Consider the following 16,806-nt stretch of genomic DNA (forward strand, 5'->3'; position numbering starts at 1 on the left):
ATCGGGGCGACAACAAACCGACCAGAGGGGGCGTTATATCCAATTCACCCCCTTTGCGACCAATATCGAGTGCGTGCGCCGCAGGCGGCGGCCTCTCTGCCGCCACCCGAGCGAGTCTGCCGCCACCCGAGCGAGTGGCGGGGAACACTCCACCGGGTCCCGTCGGCTCGAATGTCCACCCGAATACGGACAAGCGCGAGGTCAAAGAGTGCAAGGTCACAGCTGGAGCCCCTGCTCCAGCTAACGGTCGTTCGCCTAGCCTGCTGCCATGACCGCCGAGTCCCCCGAACTCCCCCTGGCCGCAGCATTCCCGGACGCGGACCGAGAACAGTGGCAGCGCCTCGTCGAAGGCGTGCTGCGCAAATCGGGCGTCACCGATGCCGCGGGCGACGCCGCCGAGGACGCGCTCGCCACCGAGCTCCAGGACGGGATCCGCATCCGCCCGCTGTACACCGCCGAGCCCTCCGGTGCCGCCGAGCCGACGGCCGCCGTGGGTCTCCCCGGCTTCCCGCCGTTCGTACGGGCCGGCCGCCCGGAGGGCACCTCCGTGGCCGGCTGGGACGTACGCCAGCGCCACGAGCACACCGACGCGCGCCGTGCCAACGAAACCGTCCTCGCCGATCTGGAGAACGGCGTCACGTCCCTCTGGCTGACCGCCGGGGACGGCGGCGTGCCGGTCGCGGGGCTGTCCGAGGCGCTGCAGGGCGTCTACCTGGACCTGGCCGCCGTCGTACTGGACGCCGGCGCCGACTTCGAGGCTGCCGCCGGGGAGTTGCTGCGCCTCTACACCGCGGCGGGTGTGCCCCTCGGCGCGGCGTCCGGCAATCTCGGCGCCGACCCGCTGGGCCTGCTGGCCCGCACGGGCGACGACAGCGCCCTGCGCACCCACCTCGACGCGGCCGCCAGGCTGGCCGCGCGCTGCGCCGCGGACGCGCCGGGCGTGCGGACCCTGGCCGTGGACGCGCTGCCGTACCACGAGGCCGGTGGCTCGACGGCCGAGGAGCTCGGCGCCTCGCTGGCCACCGGTGTCGCCTACCTGCGGGAGCTGACCGCGGCCGGCATGGACATCGACACGGCCTGCCGGCAGCTGGAGTTCCGCTACGCCGCCACGGCCGACCAGTTCCTGACGATCGCCAAGCTCCGCGCGGCCCGCCGACTGTGGGCGCGGGTGGCCGAGGTGTGCGGCGCGTCGCCCGACGCCTCCGCGCAGCGCCAGCACGCGGTCACCTCCACGGTGATGATGACCCGTCGGGACCCGTGGGTGAACATGCTGCGCACGACGGTGGCCGGACTGTCCGCCGGCGTCGGCGGCGCGGACGCGGTGACGGTGCTGCCGTTCGACTCTGCGCTGGGCGTCTCCGACGCGTTCGCGCGCCGCATCGCCCGGAACACCCAGTCCGTACTGCTGGAGGAGTCGCACCTGTCGAAGGTGATCGACCCGGCAGGCGGCTCCTGGTACGTGGAGAGCCTCACCGACGAACTGGCCGGCGCCGCCTGGTCGTTCTTCCAGGAGATCGAGGGCGCGGGCGGGCAGGCCGCGGCGCTGCGTTCCGGGATGGTCGCCGAGCGTCTGGCGCGCACCTGGCAGCAGCGCTCCGAGAAGCTCGCCCGCCGTCGCGAACCGATCACCGGAGTCAGCGAGTTCCCGCACCTCGCCGAACCCGCGGTGCACCGCGAACCCGCCCCCGCTCCGGTGGGCGGCGGACTGCCTCGGGTGCGCAGGGACGACGCGTACGAGAACCTGCGGGCCCGGTCGGACGCGCATCTGGCGGCCACCGGCGCCCGCCCGAAGATCTTCCTCGCCGCCCTGGGACCGGCCGCGGTGCACACCGCGCGGGTGGCATTCGCCGCCAACCTCTTCCAGGCGGGCGGCATCGAGACGGTGCAGGAGCCCGCCTCGGTCGACGCGGAGTCGGTGGCGGAGGCGTTCCGGCGCAGCGGCGCGGGCATCGCGTGCGTGTGTTCGAGTGACGCGGTGTACGCCGAGCAGGCCGGCGCGGTGGCAGCCGCGCTGAAGTCGGCGGGAGCGCTGCGGGTGCACCTGGCGGGCAAGCCGGGCGAGCGCCGGGAGGAATTCGTAGAGGCCGGTGTGGACTCCTTCGTCTTCGCGGGCTGCGACGCGGTCGAGGTGCTGTCCTCGGCCCTGGATGTCATGGAGGTGGCGTGATGGACGACGCGACGCAACAGGCGGGCGCCATCCCGGACTTCAGCACGGTCGAGCTGGCGGGCGCGGCCGATGGCACTGCCGGCGCCGCGGGCGCGGGCGACGCCGGGAAGTGGGCGGCGGCCGTCGAGGAGGCCACCGGCAAGGGCATCGAGGACCTGACGTGGGAGACGCCGGAGGGCATCGACGTCAAGCCGCTCTACACCGAGGCGGATCTGGCGGACGTGGACTTCCTGGGCACCTACCCGGGAATCACCCCGTATCTGCGCGGCCCGTACCCGACGATGTACGTCAACCAGCCGTGGACCATCCGGCAGTACGCCGGCTTCTCCACCGCCGAGGAGTCCAACGCCTTCTACCGCCGCAACCTGGCGGCCGGCCAGAAGGGCCTCTCGGTCGCCTTCGACCTGCCCACGCACCGCGGCTACGACAGCGACCACCCCCGGGTGACCGGCGATGTCGGTATGGCGGGCGTGGCGATCGACTCGATCTACGACATGCGTCAGCTCTTCGAGGGCATCCCGCTCGACAAGATGACCGTGTCGATGACGATGAACGGCGCGGTGCTGCCCGTGCTCGCGCTCTACATCGTGGCGGCGGAGGAGCAGGGCGTACCGCCCGAGAAGCTGGCCGGGACCATCCAGAACGACATCCTCAAGGAGTTCATGGTCCGCAACACCTACATCTACCCTCCGCAGCCCTCGATGCGGATCATCTCCGACATCTTCGCGTACACCTCGCAGAAGATGCCGCGCTACAACTCCATCTCGATCTCCGGATATCACATCCAGGAGGCGGGCGCGACAGCCGACCTTGAGCTGGCGTACACCCTCGCCGACGGGGTGGAGTACCTGCGCGCCGGCAGGGCGGCCGGCATGGACGTGGACTCCTTCGCACCGCGGCTGTCCTTCTTCTGGGCGATCGGCATGAACTTCTTCATGGAGATCGCCAAGCTGCGCGCCGCCCGGCTGCTGTGGGCGCGCCTTGTGCAGCAGTTCGAGCCGAAGAACCCCAAGTCCCTTTCGCTGCGCACCCATTCGCAGACCTCCGGCTGGTCGCTGACCGCGCAGGACGTGTTCAACAACGTCACCCGTACCTGCGTCGAGGCGATGGCCGCCACCCAGGGCCACACCCAGTCGCTGCACACCAACGCCCTCGACGAGGCGCTGGCCCTGCCCACCGACTTCTCCGCACGCATCGCCCGCAACACCCAGCTGTTCCTCCAGCAGGAGTCGGGCACCTGCCGGGTCATCGACCCATGGGGCGGCAGCGCGTACGTGGAGAAGCTCACCCACGATCTGGCGCAGCGGGCCTGGCAGCACATCGAGGAGGTCGAGGCGGCCGGCGGCATGGCCAAGGCGATCGACGCGGGCATCCCGAAGCTGCGCGTCGAGGAGGCCGCGGCCCGCACCCAGGCCCGGATCGACTCCGGACGCCAGGCACTGATCGGCGTCAACAAGTACCGCGTGGAGACCGACGAGGAGATCGACGTCCTCAAGGTGGACAACTCCTCGGTGCGCACGCAGCAGGTCGAGAAGCTGAAGCGGCTGCGCGCCGAGCGCGACGAGAGTGCCTGCCAGGACGCGCTGCGGGCGCTGACCGAGGCGGCGAAGTCGGGACCGGGCGAGGGCCTGGAGGGCAATCTCCTCGCCCTGGCCGTGGACGCGGCCCGCGCGATGGCGACCGTCGGTGAGATCTCGGACGCACTGGAGTCGGTGTACGGGCGGCACTCCGGCCAGATCCGTACGATCTCCGGTGTGTACCGAGACGAAGCGGGCCCGTCCTCCGGTGTGGAGCGCACCCGGGCACTGGTGACCGAGTTCGAGCGCGCCGAGGGGCGCAGGCCGCGCATCCTGGTGGCCAAGATGGGCCAGGACGGCCACGACCGCGGCCAGAAGGTGATCGCCACGGCCTTCGCCGACCTGGGCTTCGACGTCGATGTCGGCCCGCTGTTCCAGACGCCGGCCGAGGTGGCCCGCCAGGCGGTGGAGGCGGACGTGCACATCGTGGGAGTGTCCTCCCTCGCGGCCGGTCATCTGACGCTGGTGCCCGCGCTGCGCGAGGCGCTGGCCGCGGAAGACCGCGAGGACATCACCGTCGTGGTCGGCGGGGTGATCCCGCCGCAGGACGTGCAGACCCTGCGCGACATGGGCGCCGCCGCGGTCTTCCCGCCCGGCACGGTCATCCCCGATGCCGCCCACGATCTGGTGAAGGACCTGGCGTCGGTCCTCGGCCACGAACTGTGAGCCGGTGCCTTTGATGCCTGCGAGGATCGATGTCGAACGCTACGCCGAGGGTGTGCGCGCGGGCTCCAGGGCCTGGATCGCCCGCGCCGTCACCCTGGTGGAGTCCACCCGCGCCGATCACCGGGCGGCGGCTCAGCGGCTGTTGGTCGAGCTGCTGCCGCACTCCGGTGCGGCTCGCCGGGTGGGCATCAGCGGTGTGCCCGGTGTCGGCAAGTCGACGTTCATCGACGCGCTGGGCTCGCTGCTGACCGGTCTTGGGCACCGGGTGGCGGTGCTCGCCGTCGACCCGTCGTCCAGCCGTACCGGCGGCTCCATCCTGGGCGACAAGACCCGGATGGAGCGGCTGGCGACCGACCCTGCGGCGTTCGTCCGCCCCTCGCCCACGTCCGGGACGCTGGGCGGGGTGGCACGGGCGACCCGCGAATCCATCGTGGTGATGGAGGCCGCGGGTTACGACGTCGTCCTGGTCGAGACGGTGGGCGTGGGGCAGTCCGAGACCACCGTCGCCAACATGGTCGACACCTTCCTGCTGCTGACCCTGGCCCGCACGGGCGACCAGTTGCAGGGCATCAAGAAGGGCGTGCTGGAGCTGGCGGACCTCGTGTCGGTCAACAAGGCGGACGGCCCGCACGAACGGGACGCACGGTCGGCGGCCCGTGAACTATCCGGCGCCCTGCGGCTGTTGCAGCCGCCGGACGCCGCGTGGACGCCGCCCGTCCTGACCTGTAGCGCCCGTGAGGGCACCGGTCTGAAGGCGCTGTGGGAGCGGATCGAGCAGCATCGCACGCTGCTGGAGTCCACCGGCGCGCTCGCCGAGCGCCGTCGCGGGCAACAGGTCGACTGGACCTGGTCAATGGTCCGCGAGCGTCTGATCGACCGCCTCCAGGACCACCCGGAGGTACGCCGCGTGGGCCCCGGAATCGAGGACGAGGTCCGCGAAGGCCGGATCACCGCGACACTCGCCGCCGAGCAACTCCTGTCCGCCTTCGGGCTGCCGGATGCCGCACCGGACGGAGCCTAGGCGGCATCTTCCGACAACGTGGCGCGGCAGCCGAGGACTTCGGCCGCCGCGCCTTTTCTGTCCCACCACGGAGGCGCATTGCCGCTGAGGGGCGCCGGTGTCGGTAATCCCCGCGCGTATCGCCGACGCCGGTGCCCCCCCCGGCCCGGAGCGAAATGGCGTTGCCGCCGCCCGTACCGCTCACTACAGTCGCTCGGGTGACTACCGGGTCGGCCATGAGCCACGCACGAGTGAGGTTCCCGGCCCCGGCGTGAGCGCGCGGCGGGCAAGAGCCCCGCCCCTCTTTCCGAGTCCTTCTGCCCGGCGCCACGACGGCGCCCTTCCCAGCGGATCCCGAGACCCGGAGAGACACCACACATGCCGAATGAACCGTATGACCGCCTGCCCCAGTCCGAACTCCCCACGACCGGCGTGCAGTTGAACCACACCGTCGTCCACGCCAGGGACCGGCAGCTGTCGGCCGAGTTCCTTGCCGCCATCCTGGGGTTGCCGGTCGGGGCGCCCTTCGGGCCGTTCCTGCCCGTCGATCTCGGCAACGGCGTGACACTCGACTACTACGAGAAGCGTGACGAGCCGATCCAGTCGCAGCACTACGCGTTCCTCGTGCCCGACGAACAGTTCGACCACATGATCGCCCGCCTGGAAGCCGTCGGTGTCACCTACTGCGCCGATCCCCGCCACACCGAACCGGGGCAGATCAACCGCCTGTTCGGCGGTCGCGGCGCCTACTTCGCCGACCCGGACGGCCACAACATGGAGATCCTGACCCGTCCCTACGTCCGCCCCTAGGGGCGTAGCGACAGGATGGCCCGGTCACCCCGACGGCTCCGCCTCGTGGAGGGTGAGACGGATGGGGCCCGGGCCGCTCCGGATGATTGTTCCTGGACCCTGGCGAGCCCCAGCGCCGCGCGGGTGCGGGCGGACATGTCCTCGGTCGCGGGACCTTCCGTCATTCATTCCCGCCACGACAGCGCCCCCGCCATCGGCGCACACAGGCACCAACGCCCTTGCTCAGCACTTCATTTGACCACCAAGCGTCAGACGCGGACCGAGGACACGGTGGCCCACACCGTCTTCCCCGACCGGTCAGGCGGTGTCCAGCCCCAGGCATCGCTCAGCTGATCGACGATGTGCAGACCGCGGCCCGACTCGGCGAGATGGTCGGGCACCTTGACGACCGGTGCGGTGGTGCCGGCGTCCGAGACCGCACACAGCACGGTGCCGTCCTGCCGCGTCAGCGCGAGCCAGGCCGGACAGACCGCGGCCGGCTCTTTGCCGCCCCCGCCGGCGCCGTACCGCAGGGCGTTGCTGACGAGTTCGGAGACGACCAGGGCCGCGTCCTCGGCGACCGAGGAGCACAGTCTCCAGCCTTCGAGCGTCGCCCGGGTGAAGCGGCGGGCCTCAGCCACGGTGCGGGCGGAACTGCTCAAGGCGCAGGCGGCGAAGCCGTCGGGGCCCGGCATCCACCAGGCGTCCTCACACGGTTCCTCCCGAAGGGCGTCGTGCACGGTCTCTGCCGGATGTGTCGTCATCACGATCTCCGCGAAGGGCATTCGGGGCTGGGCGGGATTGCCCTGGAGGGCTAATATCCTCGTCAGTCGTCCCCCGCTGCAAGTGCATCTGCAATTACATCGGTAAGGACGGTCGCACAGGGGCTTGTTCACGCCACCGTGATCGCGAGCTCGAAACAGGGGCGGAGGACCGTCCTCCAGCAAGGAGAAGCTGTTATGAAGCCGGTGACCAACGGCATGCAGGCGACCAGCATCGAGCGCGCCGTGTGGCGCAAGAGCCGCCGCAGCAACCCCAGCGGCAACTGCGTTGAGCTGGCCGTTCTTTCGGACGGCGGGGTCGCGGTGCGTAACTCGCGGTTCGCTTCGGGGCCGGCTCTGATCTACACGCGCGATGAGATGGCGGCCTTCGTCCAGGGCGCCAAGGACGGCGACTTCGACGACCTCATCCCACGCGACTGACGCATATGTCGACCGGATAGTCAGCACGGCTGTACGTACGCACCGGGCGATGGGACACTGGGCGTTCGCCCGACCACTCAGGGGAGTCTGCATGATCGCCGCGCAGCCGAGCAGCGAACCGTCTCTGCGCCGCTACCTTGAGCACCCGCGGGGCGGCCCGACCGTCCTGCGCATCGTGCTGGGCACGCAGCTGCGCAGGCTGCGTGAATCGGCCGGCATCACCCGCGAGGCCGCCGGTGACGCCATCCGTGGCTCCCACGCGAAGATCAGCCGTCTCGAACTGGGACGGGTGGGCTGCAAGGAGCGGGATGTCGCCGACCTGCTGACGCTCTACAACGTCACGGACGAGAGCGACCGCGAGGTCTTCCTCACGCTCGCCCGCCGGACCAGCACCCCCGGCTGGTGGCACCAGTACGGAGACGTGCTGCCCACGTGGTTCGAGACCCACATCGGTCTCGAAGAGGCCGCCTCCGTCATCCGTACGTATGAAGTTCAGTTCGTACCGGGCCTGTTGCAGACCGAGGACTACGCCCGTGCGGTGACCAAGCTCGGTCATCCGCGCGCCTCCGCGGAGGAGATCGAGCGCCGGGTCGCGCTGCGCGTCCAGCGGCAGGCCCTGCTGACCATCCCCGACGCGCCCCGGGTGTGGGCCGTGATCGACGAGGCGTCACTGCGTCGACCGCTGGGCGGCCCGGAGGTGATGGAGGGACAGCTGCGGCATCTGATGGCGATGGCGGAGCTGCCCAACGTCACTCTGCAGATCGCCCCGTTCAGCCTCGGCGGCCTCGCTGCCGCCGGCGGGCCGATCACCATCCTGCGGTTCCTGGAGCCGGATCTGCCGGACATCGTCTATCTGGAGCAGCTGACCAGCGCGCTCTACCTGGACAAGCGGGACGACGTCGATCACTATCTCGCCGTGATGGACCGGCTCAGCGCCCAGGCCGAGTCGCCCCGCGAGTCGATGGCGATGCTGGAGCGACTCCTGAAGCAGGACGCCTGAGCCGCGCGCCGGTAAGCAGCGCGGTGCGGGCGGGAAGAGCACGGAAAGACATCGCGGGACGCAGGAGGGGCGGGCCCCCTCGGGGGCCCGCCTCTCCTTCTTCGCGCGCTCTTTCGTCCCGCTCCGCCGTCGGGATCGCTACGACTTGCGGGCGACGCCGCCGAATTCGATCCACTCCTTGGTGGCCTGCTTGGGCCCGAGGTCCGCGTCCGGACGCCAGGTGGAGACCTCCACCAGGCCCGGCTCCACGATCTCCAGACCGTCGAGGAAGCTCGCCAGCTCGTGCGCCTGGCGCACCCGGCCCCACCGGCCCTCGGTGCTGACGCGCATGAACTCCGTGACGAAGTCGCGGGTCGCCGCGTCCTCGCTGACCAGCTGACACACCACCAGGAAGCTCCCGGGGGCGAGCCGGTCGGCAACACGCTTGATGAGGCCCGCCGGGTCGTCGGCGTCGGAGATGCAGTGCAGGACCGAGACGAACAGCGCGGCGACGGGCTTGTCGAAGTCGATCAGCCGCTGGACCTCGGAGCTGCCGAAGATGTCGTCGGTGTCCCGCATATCGGCCTGGATGACCGCGGTGTTGTCGTTCTCCTCCAGCAGCGCGCGGCCGTGCGCCAGCACGATGGGGTCGTTGTCGACGTACACCACGCGGGACTGCGGGTCGATCTCCTGCGCCACCTGGTGGACATTGTCCTGGGTCGGCAGACCTGATCCGTGGTCGATGAACTGCCGGATGCCGTGCTCGCGAGCCAGCCAGCGCACCACGCGTTGCAGGAATCGCCGGTTGTTGATGGCGAGCACCTGGGTGCTCGGCACCACCTTGTTGAGCTCTTCGCAGGCCTCGCGGTCAACCGCGTAGTTGTCCTTGCCGCCGAGGTAGTAGTCGTACATCCGCGCCACGCTCGGGACGCTGACGTCGACGGTGCTGGACTGCGGTTGGGTTTCCTGGCTCATTCGACACTTTCCCGTCGCTTCGACATCCACCGCCTTGAGGCAGCCGCCTGCCGCGCCACGACGGGGGCTGCGGCTCCTCCGGTGCAGCCCCCAACATACCCACCGAATGGCGGTTGTTGCAGGCGAGCGGCACAGTCATTTGCTCGGTTCGGCGGCCCTCGCGCCGACTTCGTCGCGACGGTCGAACATCCGCTCCAATAAGGGGCGTTCAGCCGGTGCCGTGGTGGGACGCGTGGTTCTCGTGACCATCATGGCCGGGAATCGACCCATCGAGCTCGGCGATCAGAAGGCGACCGGCCATCCCCATGTCCGAATGGCTCTGCACATGGCAGTGGTACATCCAGGCGCCGGCGCCGACGCCCTCCCCCGCGACGATCTGGAAGCCGAAGGAGTCGGCCGGGCCGGTGATCTTGTTGTCGATGATCCGGCTGGGGTCGTCGGGGCCCTGGAGGAGTCCGGTGCGGTTGTCCGCCCAGCGGTGACCGTGCACATGGAAGGTGTGGTAATACTCGCCGTGCGTGATCATGATGATCTCGACACGTTCACCCACGGTCGCCTTGAAGTCCGGACCGGCCTTCAGGTTGTTGATCGTCATGTCGTTGAAGACGATGGTGAACTGCTTGTCCGGCCGGATGTCTCCGGTGCGGCGCACCACGACCGGCCCGTACATCCCCGCACGGATACCTCCCGTGCCGTGCTCGGTGCCCACTGCGTGGTCGTGGTAGTGCCAGTAGCCCGCGCTGCCCGGCCGCCAGCTGCCGTCCTTGCGCCTTCCCGGAGCGTGGGTACGCCAGGTGTAGGTGCGGGTGCCGCCCGGCTCGACGGTGCTGTGGCTCATCTTGGTGCCGTCGTTCGCCAGGTCGTAGTCGAGGCCGTGGACGTGCAGGCCGGTCTCGACCTCCATGGTGTTCTCGAACTCGATGTGCAGGGTGTCGCCCTCGTCGAGCTCGATCAGCGGGCCGGGTACCGACGCCTTGCCCTTCTCCAGGCCGTAGCCGCGCTTACCGTCAGGCAGCTTCTCGGCGTACAGCTTCATGTGCTTCACCGTGCCCGCGGCTGCGGCTCGCGTGTCGGCGGCAGCCGCACCAGGGGCGGGCCCTGCGGCCGCGGCGGTGGGGCCGAGTGCCGCCACGGCGGCGCCGCCGGCCAGGAAGCGGCGGTTGAAGAGTCGTCTCGGCAGGGCGGGCGGCGGGGTGGCTTCGGCTGCCTCGGTCATCGTGCTCCCATCGGCGAGTGCGCGGCACAGGGGTGCGAGGGGCGAGGGATGTGCGAGTGAAGTGGCGCGAAGTGAGCTGTCTGGACGGTAGCCGCGCGCCCTCAGTTTATCCACACCCAGGACAAAGTTCGTTGTGTCGCGGTCATAGCTCTTGGCGAGTCGCCAAAAGAGGTCTAGCTTCATCGGCTGTTGTGTGACCGATGAGGGATGGGTGGACCATGCGACGCACACCGCGTCAGGAACCCTCGCACCACAGAGGGTTGAACACCGGCAGACCGAAGCCCCGACATGGCTGGGTGGCAGGGATGATCGCCACAGCCGTCACCGCGGCCCTGCTCGGCGGTTCGCCCGCCGTGGCCGGGACCGCTCCCGAGCGGTCCGCCGCCCGGCTGAGCCTGCCGTCCCCACCGGGCGGCGAGAACGTACGCGTCCTGGTCTTCCACGCCTCGGCGGGCGACGAGCCGCCCACCGTGGACGCCGGCATCGCGGCCATCGAGAAGATCGGCCAACAGGGACCCGTCGCCGACCGCTTCACCATCGAGGCGACCGCGGACGCCTCGGTGTTCACCAAACCCCGGCTGGGGAAGTTCAACGCCGTCGTGTTCCTCACCGGCGGCGGCGACGTCCTCGACCCCGACCAGGAAGCCGGCCTCCAACGCTACATGGAGGCCGGCGGCGGCTTCCTGGGCATCCATGGCGCGGCCCGCGCGGAGCCGTACTCGGACTGGTTCACCGGCCTGATCGGTGCCCGGCCCACGGGCTCCGGCCAGACCGCGGCGCAACGTGCGACCGTCGAGGTCGGCGACCGCGCAAATCCCGCCACCAAGGACCTGCCCGTCGAGTGGAAGCGCCCCGACCGCTGGCTCAACTGGTCCACCAATCCCAGCGGTACGGTGCACACCGTGGCCCGGGTGCGGGAGAACACCTACCAGCCGGGCACCGGCGCCAACGGCTGGGACCACCCGGTGTCCTGGTGCCGCGACTACGACGGCGGCCGCTCCTTCTACACCGCCATGGGCGGTACCGCCGACAGCTTCCAGGAGGCGGATTTCCGCAGCCACCTGCGCGGCGCCCTGCTGTGGACCACCCGGCTCGCGCGCGCCGACTGCCAGGCGACCATCACCACCAACTACGCGGCGAAGCGGGTCACCTCACCCAACAAGCCGGGCAGCTCCGACCAGATCGGCGAGCCGCACGGGCTGGTGACGGCCAAGGACGGCCGGGTGTTCTACATCGGCCGCGGCGGCGGCGACGCGAGCACGCCGGTGGTCACCGACTGGAACAACCCCGAGGTCGGCAAGGGTGAGGGCACCGTCCACAGCTGGGATCCCAAGACCGGGAAGGTGACCCTCGCGGGCTCGGTGACCGTCTTCGGAAACAAGGGCGGCGGCGATGAACTGGTCAAGAACGAGGAGGGGTTGCTCGGCATCGAACTCGATCCGGACTTCCTCTCCAACGGCTGGATCTACCTCCACTACACCCCGCACTCCCGCATCGACCGTGACAAACAGATGGCCGAACGCCGGGTCTCCCGCTTCACCGTGAACCCGGCCACGAACAGACTGGACCTGTCCTCGGAGAAGGTCCTCCTCAAGTGGCCCGTACAGATCCACAGTTGCTGCCACGCGGGCGGCGGCATGGCATGGGACTCCGCGCGCAACCTCTACATCGCCACCGGTGACAACAACTCCTCGCAATTCAGCGACGGTTACTCCGGAAACAACCCGGAGCCCGCCTACAAGGGCGTCGCGTTCGCCGATGCCCGGCGCACCGCGGGCAACACCAACAACCTCAACGGCAAGATCCTGCGGATCCACCCCGAGCAGGACGGCACCTACACACTGCCCGAAGGCAACCTCTTCACCGGCAAGGAGACCGACGAGGGGGGCGGCAAGACCCGCGGCGAGATCTATGTGATGGGCGTCCGCAACCCCTCCCGGATCTCCGTCGACAAGAAGACCGACACCCTGTACGCGGGCTGGGTCGGCCCGGACGCCGGTACGCCGAGCCCGACCTGGGGGCCGGCGAAGTACGACACCTTCGCCGTCATCACCCACGCCTCCAACCGCGGCTGGCCGTTCTGCATGGGCAACGAGCAGCCCTACCGCGACCGCAACCTGCCCGACCCCACCAAGCCCCTGGGCTGGTACGACTGCGACCACCTGAAGAACGAGTCGCCGCACAACGACGGCCTGGTCGACATCCCGCCCGCCGAGTCCAACAACATCTGGTACTCCCCGCAGGGCGGCGGCCCCGACTTCCCGCGGAACGCCGAAGGCGTCCCCAGCTACGAACTGTCCCAGCAGAAGCTGCTGCTCCCCTGGCTCAAGGGCGGCGGGCAGGCCGCGATGGACGGCCCGGTCTACCGCCATGACCCGGGAAGCGCGAGCAAGGACGCCTGGCCCGCCTATTGGGACGGCAAGTGGTTCGTCGGGGACTTCTACGACGGCGAGCAGCCTCGGCACGCCGTCGTGATGGATCCCGAGACCGCGGGCGGCGGCGGTCTGCCGGCGCACGCGGAAAGCCTCGACAAGATCATTCCGGTGGGCGCTGACGGCATCCGCAACCTCATGGGCTGGACCTTCGGGCCCGACGGTGCGCTCTACGTCCTGGACTACGGGCGTGGCTTCTTCACCTCCGACCCCAAGTCCGCGCTCTGGCGCATCACCTACAAGGGCGGCGAGCCCACCCCGTTGCCGCAGCAACTGGCCAGGAAGGCATCCTGATGAACCGGGGACACAGGAGATACCGGGAGTACCGGAAGTACTGGAAGCTCCGGAGAACATGGACGGCGCTGCTGTCCGCACTCGCCCTCGTCCTCGGCCTGGCCTCGGCGACGGCGCACGGTCAGCCCGCCCCGCAGCAGGCCGAGCAGATCCTTACCTGGACCGCGGGGGACGACATCACGAAGTACGCCTCCGCGCCCGCCACGGCGGTCGCGGGCAAGGCCACCATCGTCTTCGAGAACAGCGCGGCCACCGGCAACACCATGGGGATGCCGCACACGCTGACCTTCGTCACCTCCGATTCCGAGTACAACCAGGACGTCTCCCTCAACATCCTCGCCAATCCGGGCGACGCGGAGGGCGGCAAGCACACCGCGGAAGTCACCCTCACTCCGGGCAAGTACCGCTACCACTGCACCATTCCGGGCCATGAGGGGATGCAGGGCGTGCTCGTCGTCACCGACGGCGGGGGCTCGGACACCACCGCGCCCGAGACGTCGCTGAAGCTCGACGGCCAGCAGAACGCCGACGGCGCGTACATCGGCAGCGCGACGGCCACGGTCACGGCGTCCGATGCCGGCTCCGGCGTCGACACCGTGGAGTACGCCCTCGACGACGGCGCCTACCAGCCGTACACCGCGCCCGTCGTCATCGACAAGGTGGGCGCCCACACCCTGCGCTACCGCGCCACCGACAAGGCCGGCAACGCGGCAGCGGAGAAGTCCACGGCCTTCACCGTGGCGTCACCGCCGACGGACGACACCACCCCGCCCGAGACGTCGGTGAAGCTCGACGGCGAACAGGACGCGGACGGCGCCTACATCGGGAGCGCGACGGCCACCGTCTCCGCCTCCGACACCGGCTCCGGCGTCAACACCATCGAGTACGCCCTCGACGACGGCGCCTACCAGCCGTACACGACCCCGGTCATGGTCCACGACGCCGGCGCCCACACCTTCCGCTACCGCGCCGCGGACAAGGCCGGCAACGCCGCGCCGGAGAAGTCCGCCGACTTCACCGTCGTCACCCCGCCGGCCGAGGACGACACGCCGCCCGAGACCACGGCCGAGGTCACCGGCGACAAGAACTCCGACGGCAACTACCTCGACCGGGCCACCGTCACCCTCACCGCCACCGACGGCGAGTCCGGCGTGGCGAAGACCGAGTACGCCATGGACGGCGGCCCCTTCCTGGCCTACTCCACGCCGGTCGTCGTGGACCGGGCCGGCCGGCACACCGTCGCCCATCGCGCCACCGACGAGGCCGGCAACACCTCGCAGGCCCGGACGGTGTCGTTCACCGTCGCCCAGGGTGGTGGCGTGCCCGCGCCCAACTGCCCCGAATGGGACGAGCGGCTGACCGTCATCGTGGGCACCGTCAACACCGGCATCCCCAACCGCATGACCGGCAACCGATGCACCGTCAACGAGCTGATCGAGGACGAGAAAGACTGGTCATCCCAGGCCCTCTTCCTCAAGCACGTCCGCGCCGTCACCGACCGTCTGCGCACCGCGGGGGTCCTCGACGACCGCGAGTACCGGACCGTCAACCGGGCCGCCAAGCAGTCCGGCATCGGCACCCCCGGGCAGCACACCGGCTACCGCGACCTCTTCGACGGCACCCGGAAGTCCTTCGACCGGTGGCAGCAGGTCGGCGGCGGCTCCTTCGCGCTCGGCGAGGACGGCACCATGACCAGTTCCTCCACCGTCCCCGGGATGGGCATGCTGTGGTTCCCGCAGCGCACCTACGACGACTTCTCGCTCAAGCTCCAGTTCCGGGACGACGCCCCCGGCACGGGCAACGCCAACAGCGGAGTGTTCGTGCGCTTCCCGAACGTGCACGACCATCCCGAGGAGCCCCGCCCCGAGTGGGTCGCCATCAAATACGGGCACGAGGTCCAGATCCTCGACCGCCCCGACGGTGACATGTACAAGACCGGATCGGTCTACGGCTTCGACCGCGTGGGCCTCGGCGGCGCCGGCGTCACCCCCAAGGGCACCTGGAACGACTACGAGATCCGGGTGACCGGCCAGCACTACGCCGTCTACCGCAACGGCGTCCTGCTCAACGAGTTCGACAACACCGGCGGCCAGGAGTTCAGCCCCCCGCGCGGCGACGACCCGGGCACCGACGGCCGCCGCTACGCCTCCGGCTACATCGGCCTCCAGGTCCACAGCGAAACCGACGTCATCTCCTACCGCAACATCCGCATCCAGGAGCTGTAGACCCCGGCCCCCGCACGACCACCGCGCCGCGGGCCGGGCTGCCTCATCCGCAGCCCGGCCCGCGGCGCACCCGGTGGCCGGACGAGGGCGCGGAGCAGGGCCCCACGCCCCCGCCCCGGCCGCGCCTTCTCATCGCGCTCTCACGCGGCGCTCAGCGAGCCGTCACACCGTGTCCGTACGGTCGCCCCACGTCCCCCGGCCGTCCGGTCCTCCCCGGCAGGCGCCCGACAGCACCCCGTACCACTGCCGCTCGGCCCACTCGGCCGACGGAGCAAGAGGAGACCCGTGTACCACCTGACCGGCGTGACCAAGTCCTATCGGAGCGCGCAGGGCCCGATACGGGCGCTGGACGGAGTCGGGCTCTGGATCGAGGCCGGGGAGACACTGGTCGTGCAGGGGCCGGCCGGGGCGGGCAAGTCGACACTGCTGCGCGTTCTGGGCGGGGCGGAACGGCCCACCCGCGGCAGCGTCGAACTGGACGGCACGGACCTTGCCACGGTGACCGAGGCACGGCTGGCCCGCATCCGTGCCGAGTCCATCGGGACCGTGCCGCACGGCGGCGGTCTCACGCCGGGTCTCTCCGCCCGGGAGAACGTGGCCGGCGCCCTGGTGCCGCTGCGGCTGCGCCCTGCGGACCGTGGGGAACTGGCCGACGAAGCGTTGGAAAAGGTGGGCCTCGGCGCCCAACGGCACAGCCTGACATCGGAGTTGAGCGAAGGGGCGCGGCGACGTGTGGCGTTGGCGCGGGCCCTGGTGAAGCGTCCGACCGTGCTGCTGGCGGATCAGCCGACGGCCGGACTGGGAGCCGACGACCGCGACATCCTGGCCGCGCTGCTCGAAGGGCTGTGGGACGAGCGCCGGCTGACGTGCGTGGTGGTCACCGAGGACGAAGCGCTCGCCCGGCGGGCGCCCCGGCTCGCGACGATGAGCCGAGGGCGGGTGACCACGATCGCCCGCTGCGCCGGCTGAGGCAATCGGGGCCGGGTACGGGCCGCCACCTCGCCACTCAGGGGCGGCGGCCCGTTCCGTCCCCGGCGACACCCGGCGCCGGGCACGCACCGCGGGAACGGGCCCGGCCCTCCGAGAGGTGATGGACCGCTCCCGTACCGCCTCCGGACCGGTGGTCACCCGACCAACACCCTTGGCGGAGCGGAGCGTTGTTACGGTTCGCCTACCACGCACGTCTCGCTTTACACCTTTCCGCTCCACGGGCCCTTCGCGACCGCACACCGGAGCGGCGCGAATCGACGACGGACGAAGCTGCCGGGGAGCGGCCCCGGACCC

At 70.3% G+C, this 16,806-nt stretch carries 12 protein-coding genes; 9 read left to right on the forward strand and 3 right to left on the reverse strand.

Annotated features, from left to right (window positions below):
* Positions 1-268 precede the first annotated feature (268 nt).
* The 4 genes from ACGFZW_RS05265 to ACGFZW_RS05280 all read left to right on the forward strand — a co-directional run bounded on the left by ACGFZW_RS05265 (position 269) and on the right by ACGFZW_RS05280 (position 6,220).
* The gene (locus ACGFZW_RS05265; protein ID WP_393891666.1) at positions 269-2,167 is read left to right on the forward strand and encodes a methylmalonyl-CoA mutase family protein; all 1,899 of its coding nucleotides are present in this window, start codon (positions 269-271) and stop codon (positions 2,165-2,167) included.
* The gene (gene scpA, locus ACGFZW_RS05270) at positions 2,167-4,410 is read left to right on the forward strand and encodes a methylmalonyl-CoA mutase (protein ID WP_393891667.1); all 2,244 of its coding nucleotides are present in this window, start codon (positions 2,167-2,169) and stop codon (positions 4,408-4,410) included. Before ACGFZW_RS05265 ends, scpA begins: the two co-directional genes overlap by 1 nt.
* Before the next feature lie 13 nt (positions 4,411-4,423).
* A complete protein-coding gene (gene meaB / locus ACGFZW_RS05275; RefSeq protein ID WP_393891668.1) occupies positions 4,424-5,431 on the forward strand; it encodes a methylmalonyl Co-A mutase-associated GTPase MeaB in 1,008 nt (335 codons plus the stop codon).
* 357 nt (positions 5,432-5,788) lie between these two features.
* A complete protein-coding gene (locus ACGFZW_RS05280; protein ID WP_393891669.1) occupies positions 5,789-6,220 on the forward strand; it encodes a VOC family protein in 432 nt (143 codons plus the stop codon).
* 248 nt (positions 6,221-6,468) lie between these two features.
* Here the strand turns inward: ACGFZW_RS05280 and ACGFZW_RS05285 are convergent, their stop codons facing one another.
* Complete coding sequence (locus ACGFZW_RS05285; protein WP_393891670.1) at positions 6,469-6,963, reverse strand: ATP-binding protein; 495 nt, start codon at positions 6,961-6,963, stop codon at positions 6,469-6,471.
* 195 nt (positions 6,964-7,158) lie between these two features.
* Here ACGFZW_RS05285 and ACGFZW_RS05290 point away from each other — a divergent pair, with 195 nt between their 5' ends.
* Both ACGFZW_RS05290 and ACGFZW_RS05295 read left to right on the forward strand, forming a co-directional pair.
* Complete coding sequence (locus ACGFZW_RS05290) at positions 7,159-7,401, forward strand: DUF397 domain-containing protein (protein WP_393891671.1); 243 nt, start codon at positions 7,159-7,161, stop codon at positions 7,399-7,401.
* A 91-nt stretch (positions 7,402-7,492) separates the two neighbouring features.
* Positions 7,493-8,401: a helix-turn-helix domain-containing protein gene (locus tag ACGFZW_RS05295; RefSeq protein WP_393891672.1), complete on the forward strand. Its 909-nt coding sequence runs from the start codon at positions 7,493-7,495 to the stop codon at positions 8,399-8,401.
* A gap of 138 nt (positions 8,402-8,539) precedes the next feature.
* Here ACGFZW_RS05295 and ACGFZW_RS05300 read toward each other — a convergent pair whose 3' ends face one another.
* Both ACGFZW_RS05300 and ACGFZW_RS05305 read right to left on the reverse strand, forming a co-directional pair.
* Positions 8,540-9,355: an SAM-dependent methyltransferase gene (locus ACGFZW_RS05300; RefSeq protein WP_393891673.1), complete on the reverse strand. Its 816-nt coding sequence runs from the start codon at positions 9,353-9,355 to the stop codon at positions 8,540-8,542.
* Positions 9,356-9,563: 208 nt separating this feature from the next.
* Entirely contained in the window at positions 9,564-10,535 is a 972-nt protein-coding gene (locus ACGFZW_RS05305; protein ID WP_393891826.1) for a multicopper oxidase domain-containing protein, read from the reverse strand.
* A 341-nt stretch (positions 10,536-10,876) separates the two neighbouring features.
* On the opposite strand from ACGFZW_RS05305, the gene ACGFZW_RS05310 reads away from it, so the two are divergent.
* The 3 genes from ACGFZW_RS05310 to ACGFZW_RS05320 all read left to right on the forward strand — a co-directional run bounded on the left by ACGFZW_RS05310 (position 10,877) and on the right by ACGFZW_RS05320 (position 16,491).
* Positions 10,877-13,297, forward strand: a complete 2,421-nt coding sequence (locus ACGFZW_RS05310) for a ThuA domain-containing protein (protein WP_393891674.1) — start codon at positions 10,877-10,879, stop codon at positions 13,295-13,297.
* Positions 13,297-15,522: an OmpL47-type beta-barrel domain-containing protein gene (locus tag ACGFZW_RS05315; protein ID WP_393891675.1), complete on the forward strand. Its 2,226-nt coding sequence runs from the start codon at positions 13,297-13,299 to the stop codon at positions 15,520-15,522. The genes ACGFZW_RS05310 and ACGFZW_RS05315 overlap by 1 nt, the downstream gene beginning before the upstream one ends.
* Positions 15,523-15,807: 285 nt before the next feature.
* A complete protein-coding gene (locus ACGFZW_RS05320) occupies positions 15,808-16,491 on the forward strand; it encodes an ABC transporter ATP-binding protein (protein ID WP_393891676.1) in 684 nt (227 codons plus the stop codon).
* Positions 16,492-16,806 lie beyond the last annotated feature (315 nt).

This window comes from Streptomyces sp. NPDC048248 (genome assembly GCF_043201875.1).
In the GTDB taxonomy this organism is placed as follows: domain Bacteria; phylum Actinomycetota; class Actinomycetes; order Streptomycetales; family Streptomycetaceae; genus Streptomyces.

What these genes read in the sequence shown, in the direction of transcription:
- ACGFZW_RS05265 (WP_393891666.1), top strand. Translation starts at nt 269, where the DNA reads ATGACCGCCGAGTCCCCCGAACTCCCCCTGGCCGCAGCATTCCCGGAC.
- scpA (WP_393891667.1), top strand. Translation starts at nt 2,167, where the DNA reads ATGGACGACGCGACGCAACAGGCGGGCGCCATCCCGGACTTCAGCACG.
- meaB (WP_393891668.1), top strand. Translation starts at nt 4,424, where the DNA reads ATGCCTGCGAGGATCGATGTCGAACGCTACGCCGAGGGTGTGCGCGCG.
- ACGFZW_RS05280 (WP_393891669.1), top strand. Translation starts at nt 5,789, where the DNA reads ATGCCGAATGAACCGTATGACCGCCTGCCCCAGTCCGAACTCCCCACG.
- ACGFZW_RS05285 (WP_393891670.1), bottom strand. Translation starts at nt 6,963, where the DNA reads ATGACGACACATCCGGCAGAGACCGTGCACGACGCCCTTCGGGAGGAA.
- ACGFZW_RS05290 (WP_393891671.1), top strand. Translation starts at nt 7,159, where the DNA reads ATGAAGCCGGTGACCAACGGCATGCAGGCGACCAGCATCGAGCGCGCC.
- ACGFZW_RS05295 (WP_393891672.1), top strand. Translation starts at nt 7,493, where the DNA reads ATGATCGCCGCGCAGCCGAGCAGCGAACCGTCTCTGCGCCGCTACCTT.
- ACGFZW_RS05300 (WP_393891673.1), bottom strand. Translation starts at nt 9,355, where the DNA reads ATGAGCCAGGAAACCCAACCGCAGTCCAGCACCGTCGACGTCAGCGTC.
- ACGFZW_RS05310 (WP_393891674.1), top strand. Translation starts at nt 10,877, where the DNA reads ATGATCGCCACAGCCGTCACCGCGGCCCTGCTCGGCGGTTCGCCCGCC.
- ACGFZW_RS05315 (WP_393891675.1), top strand. Translation starts at nt 13,297, where the DNA reads ATGAACCGGGGACACAGGAGATACCGGGAGTACCGGAAGTACTGGAAG.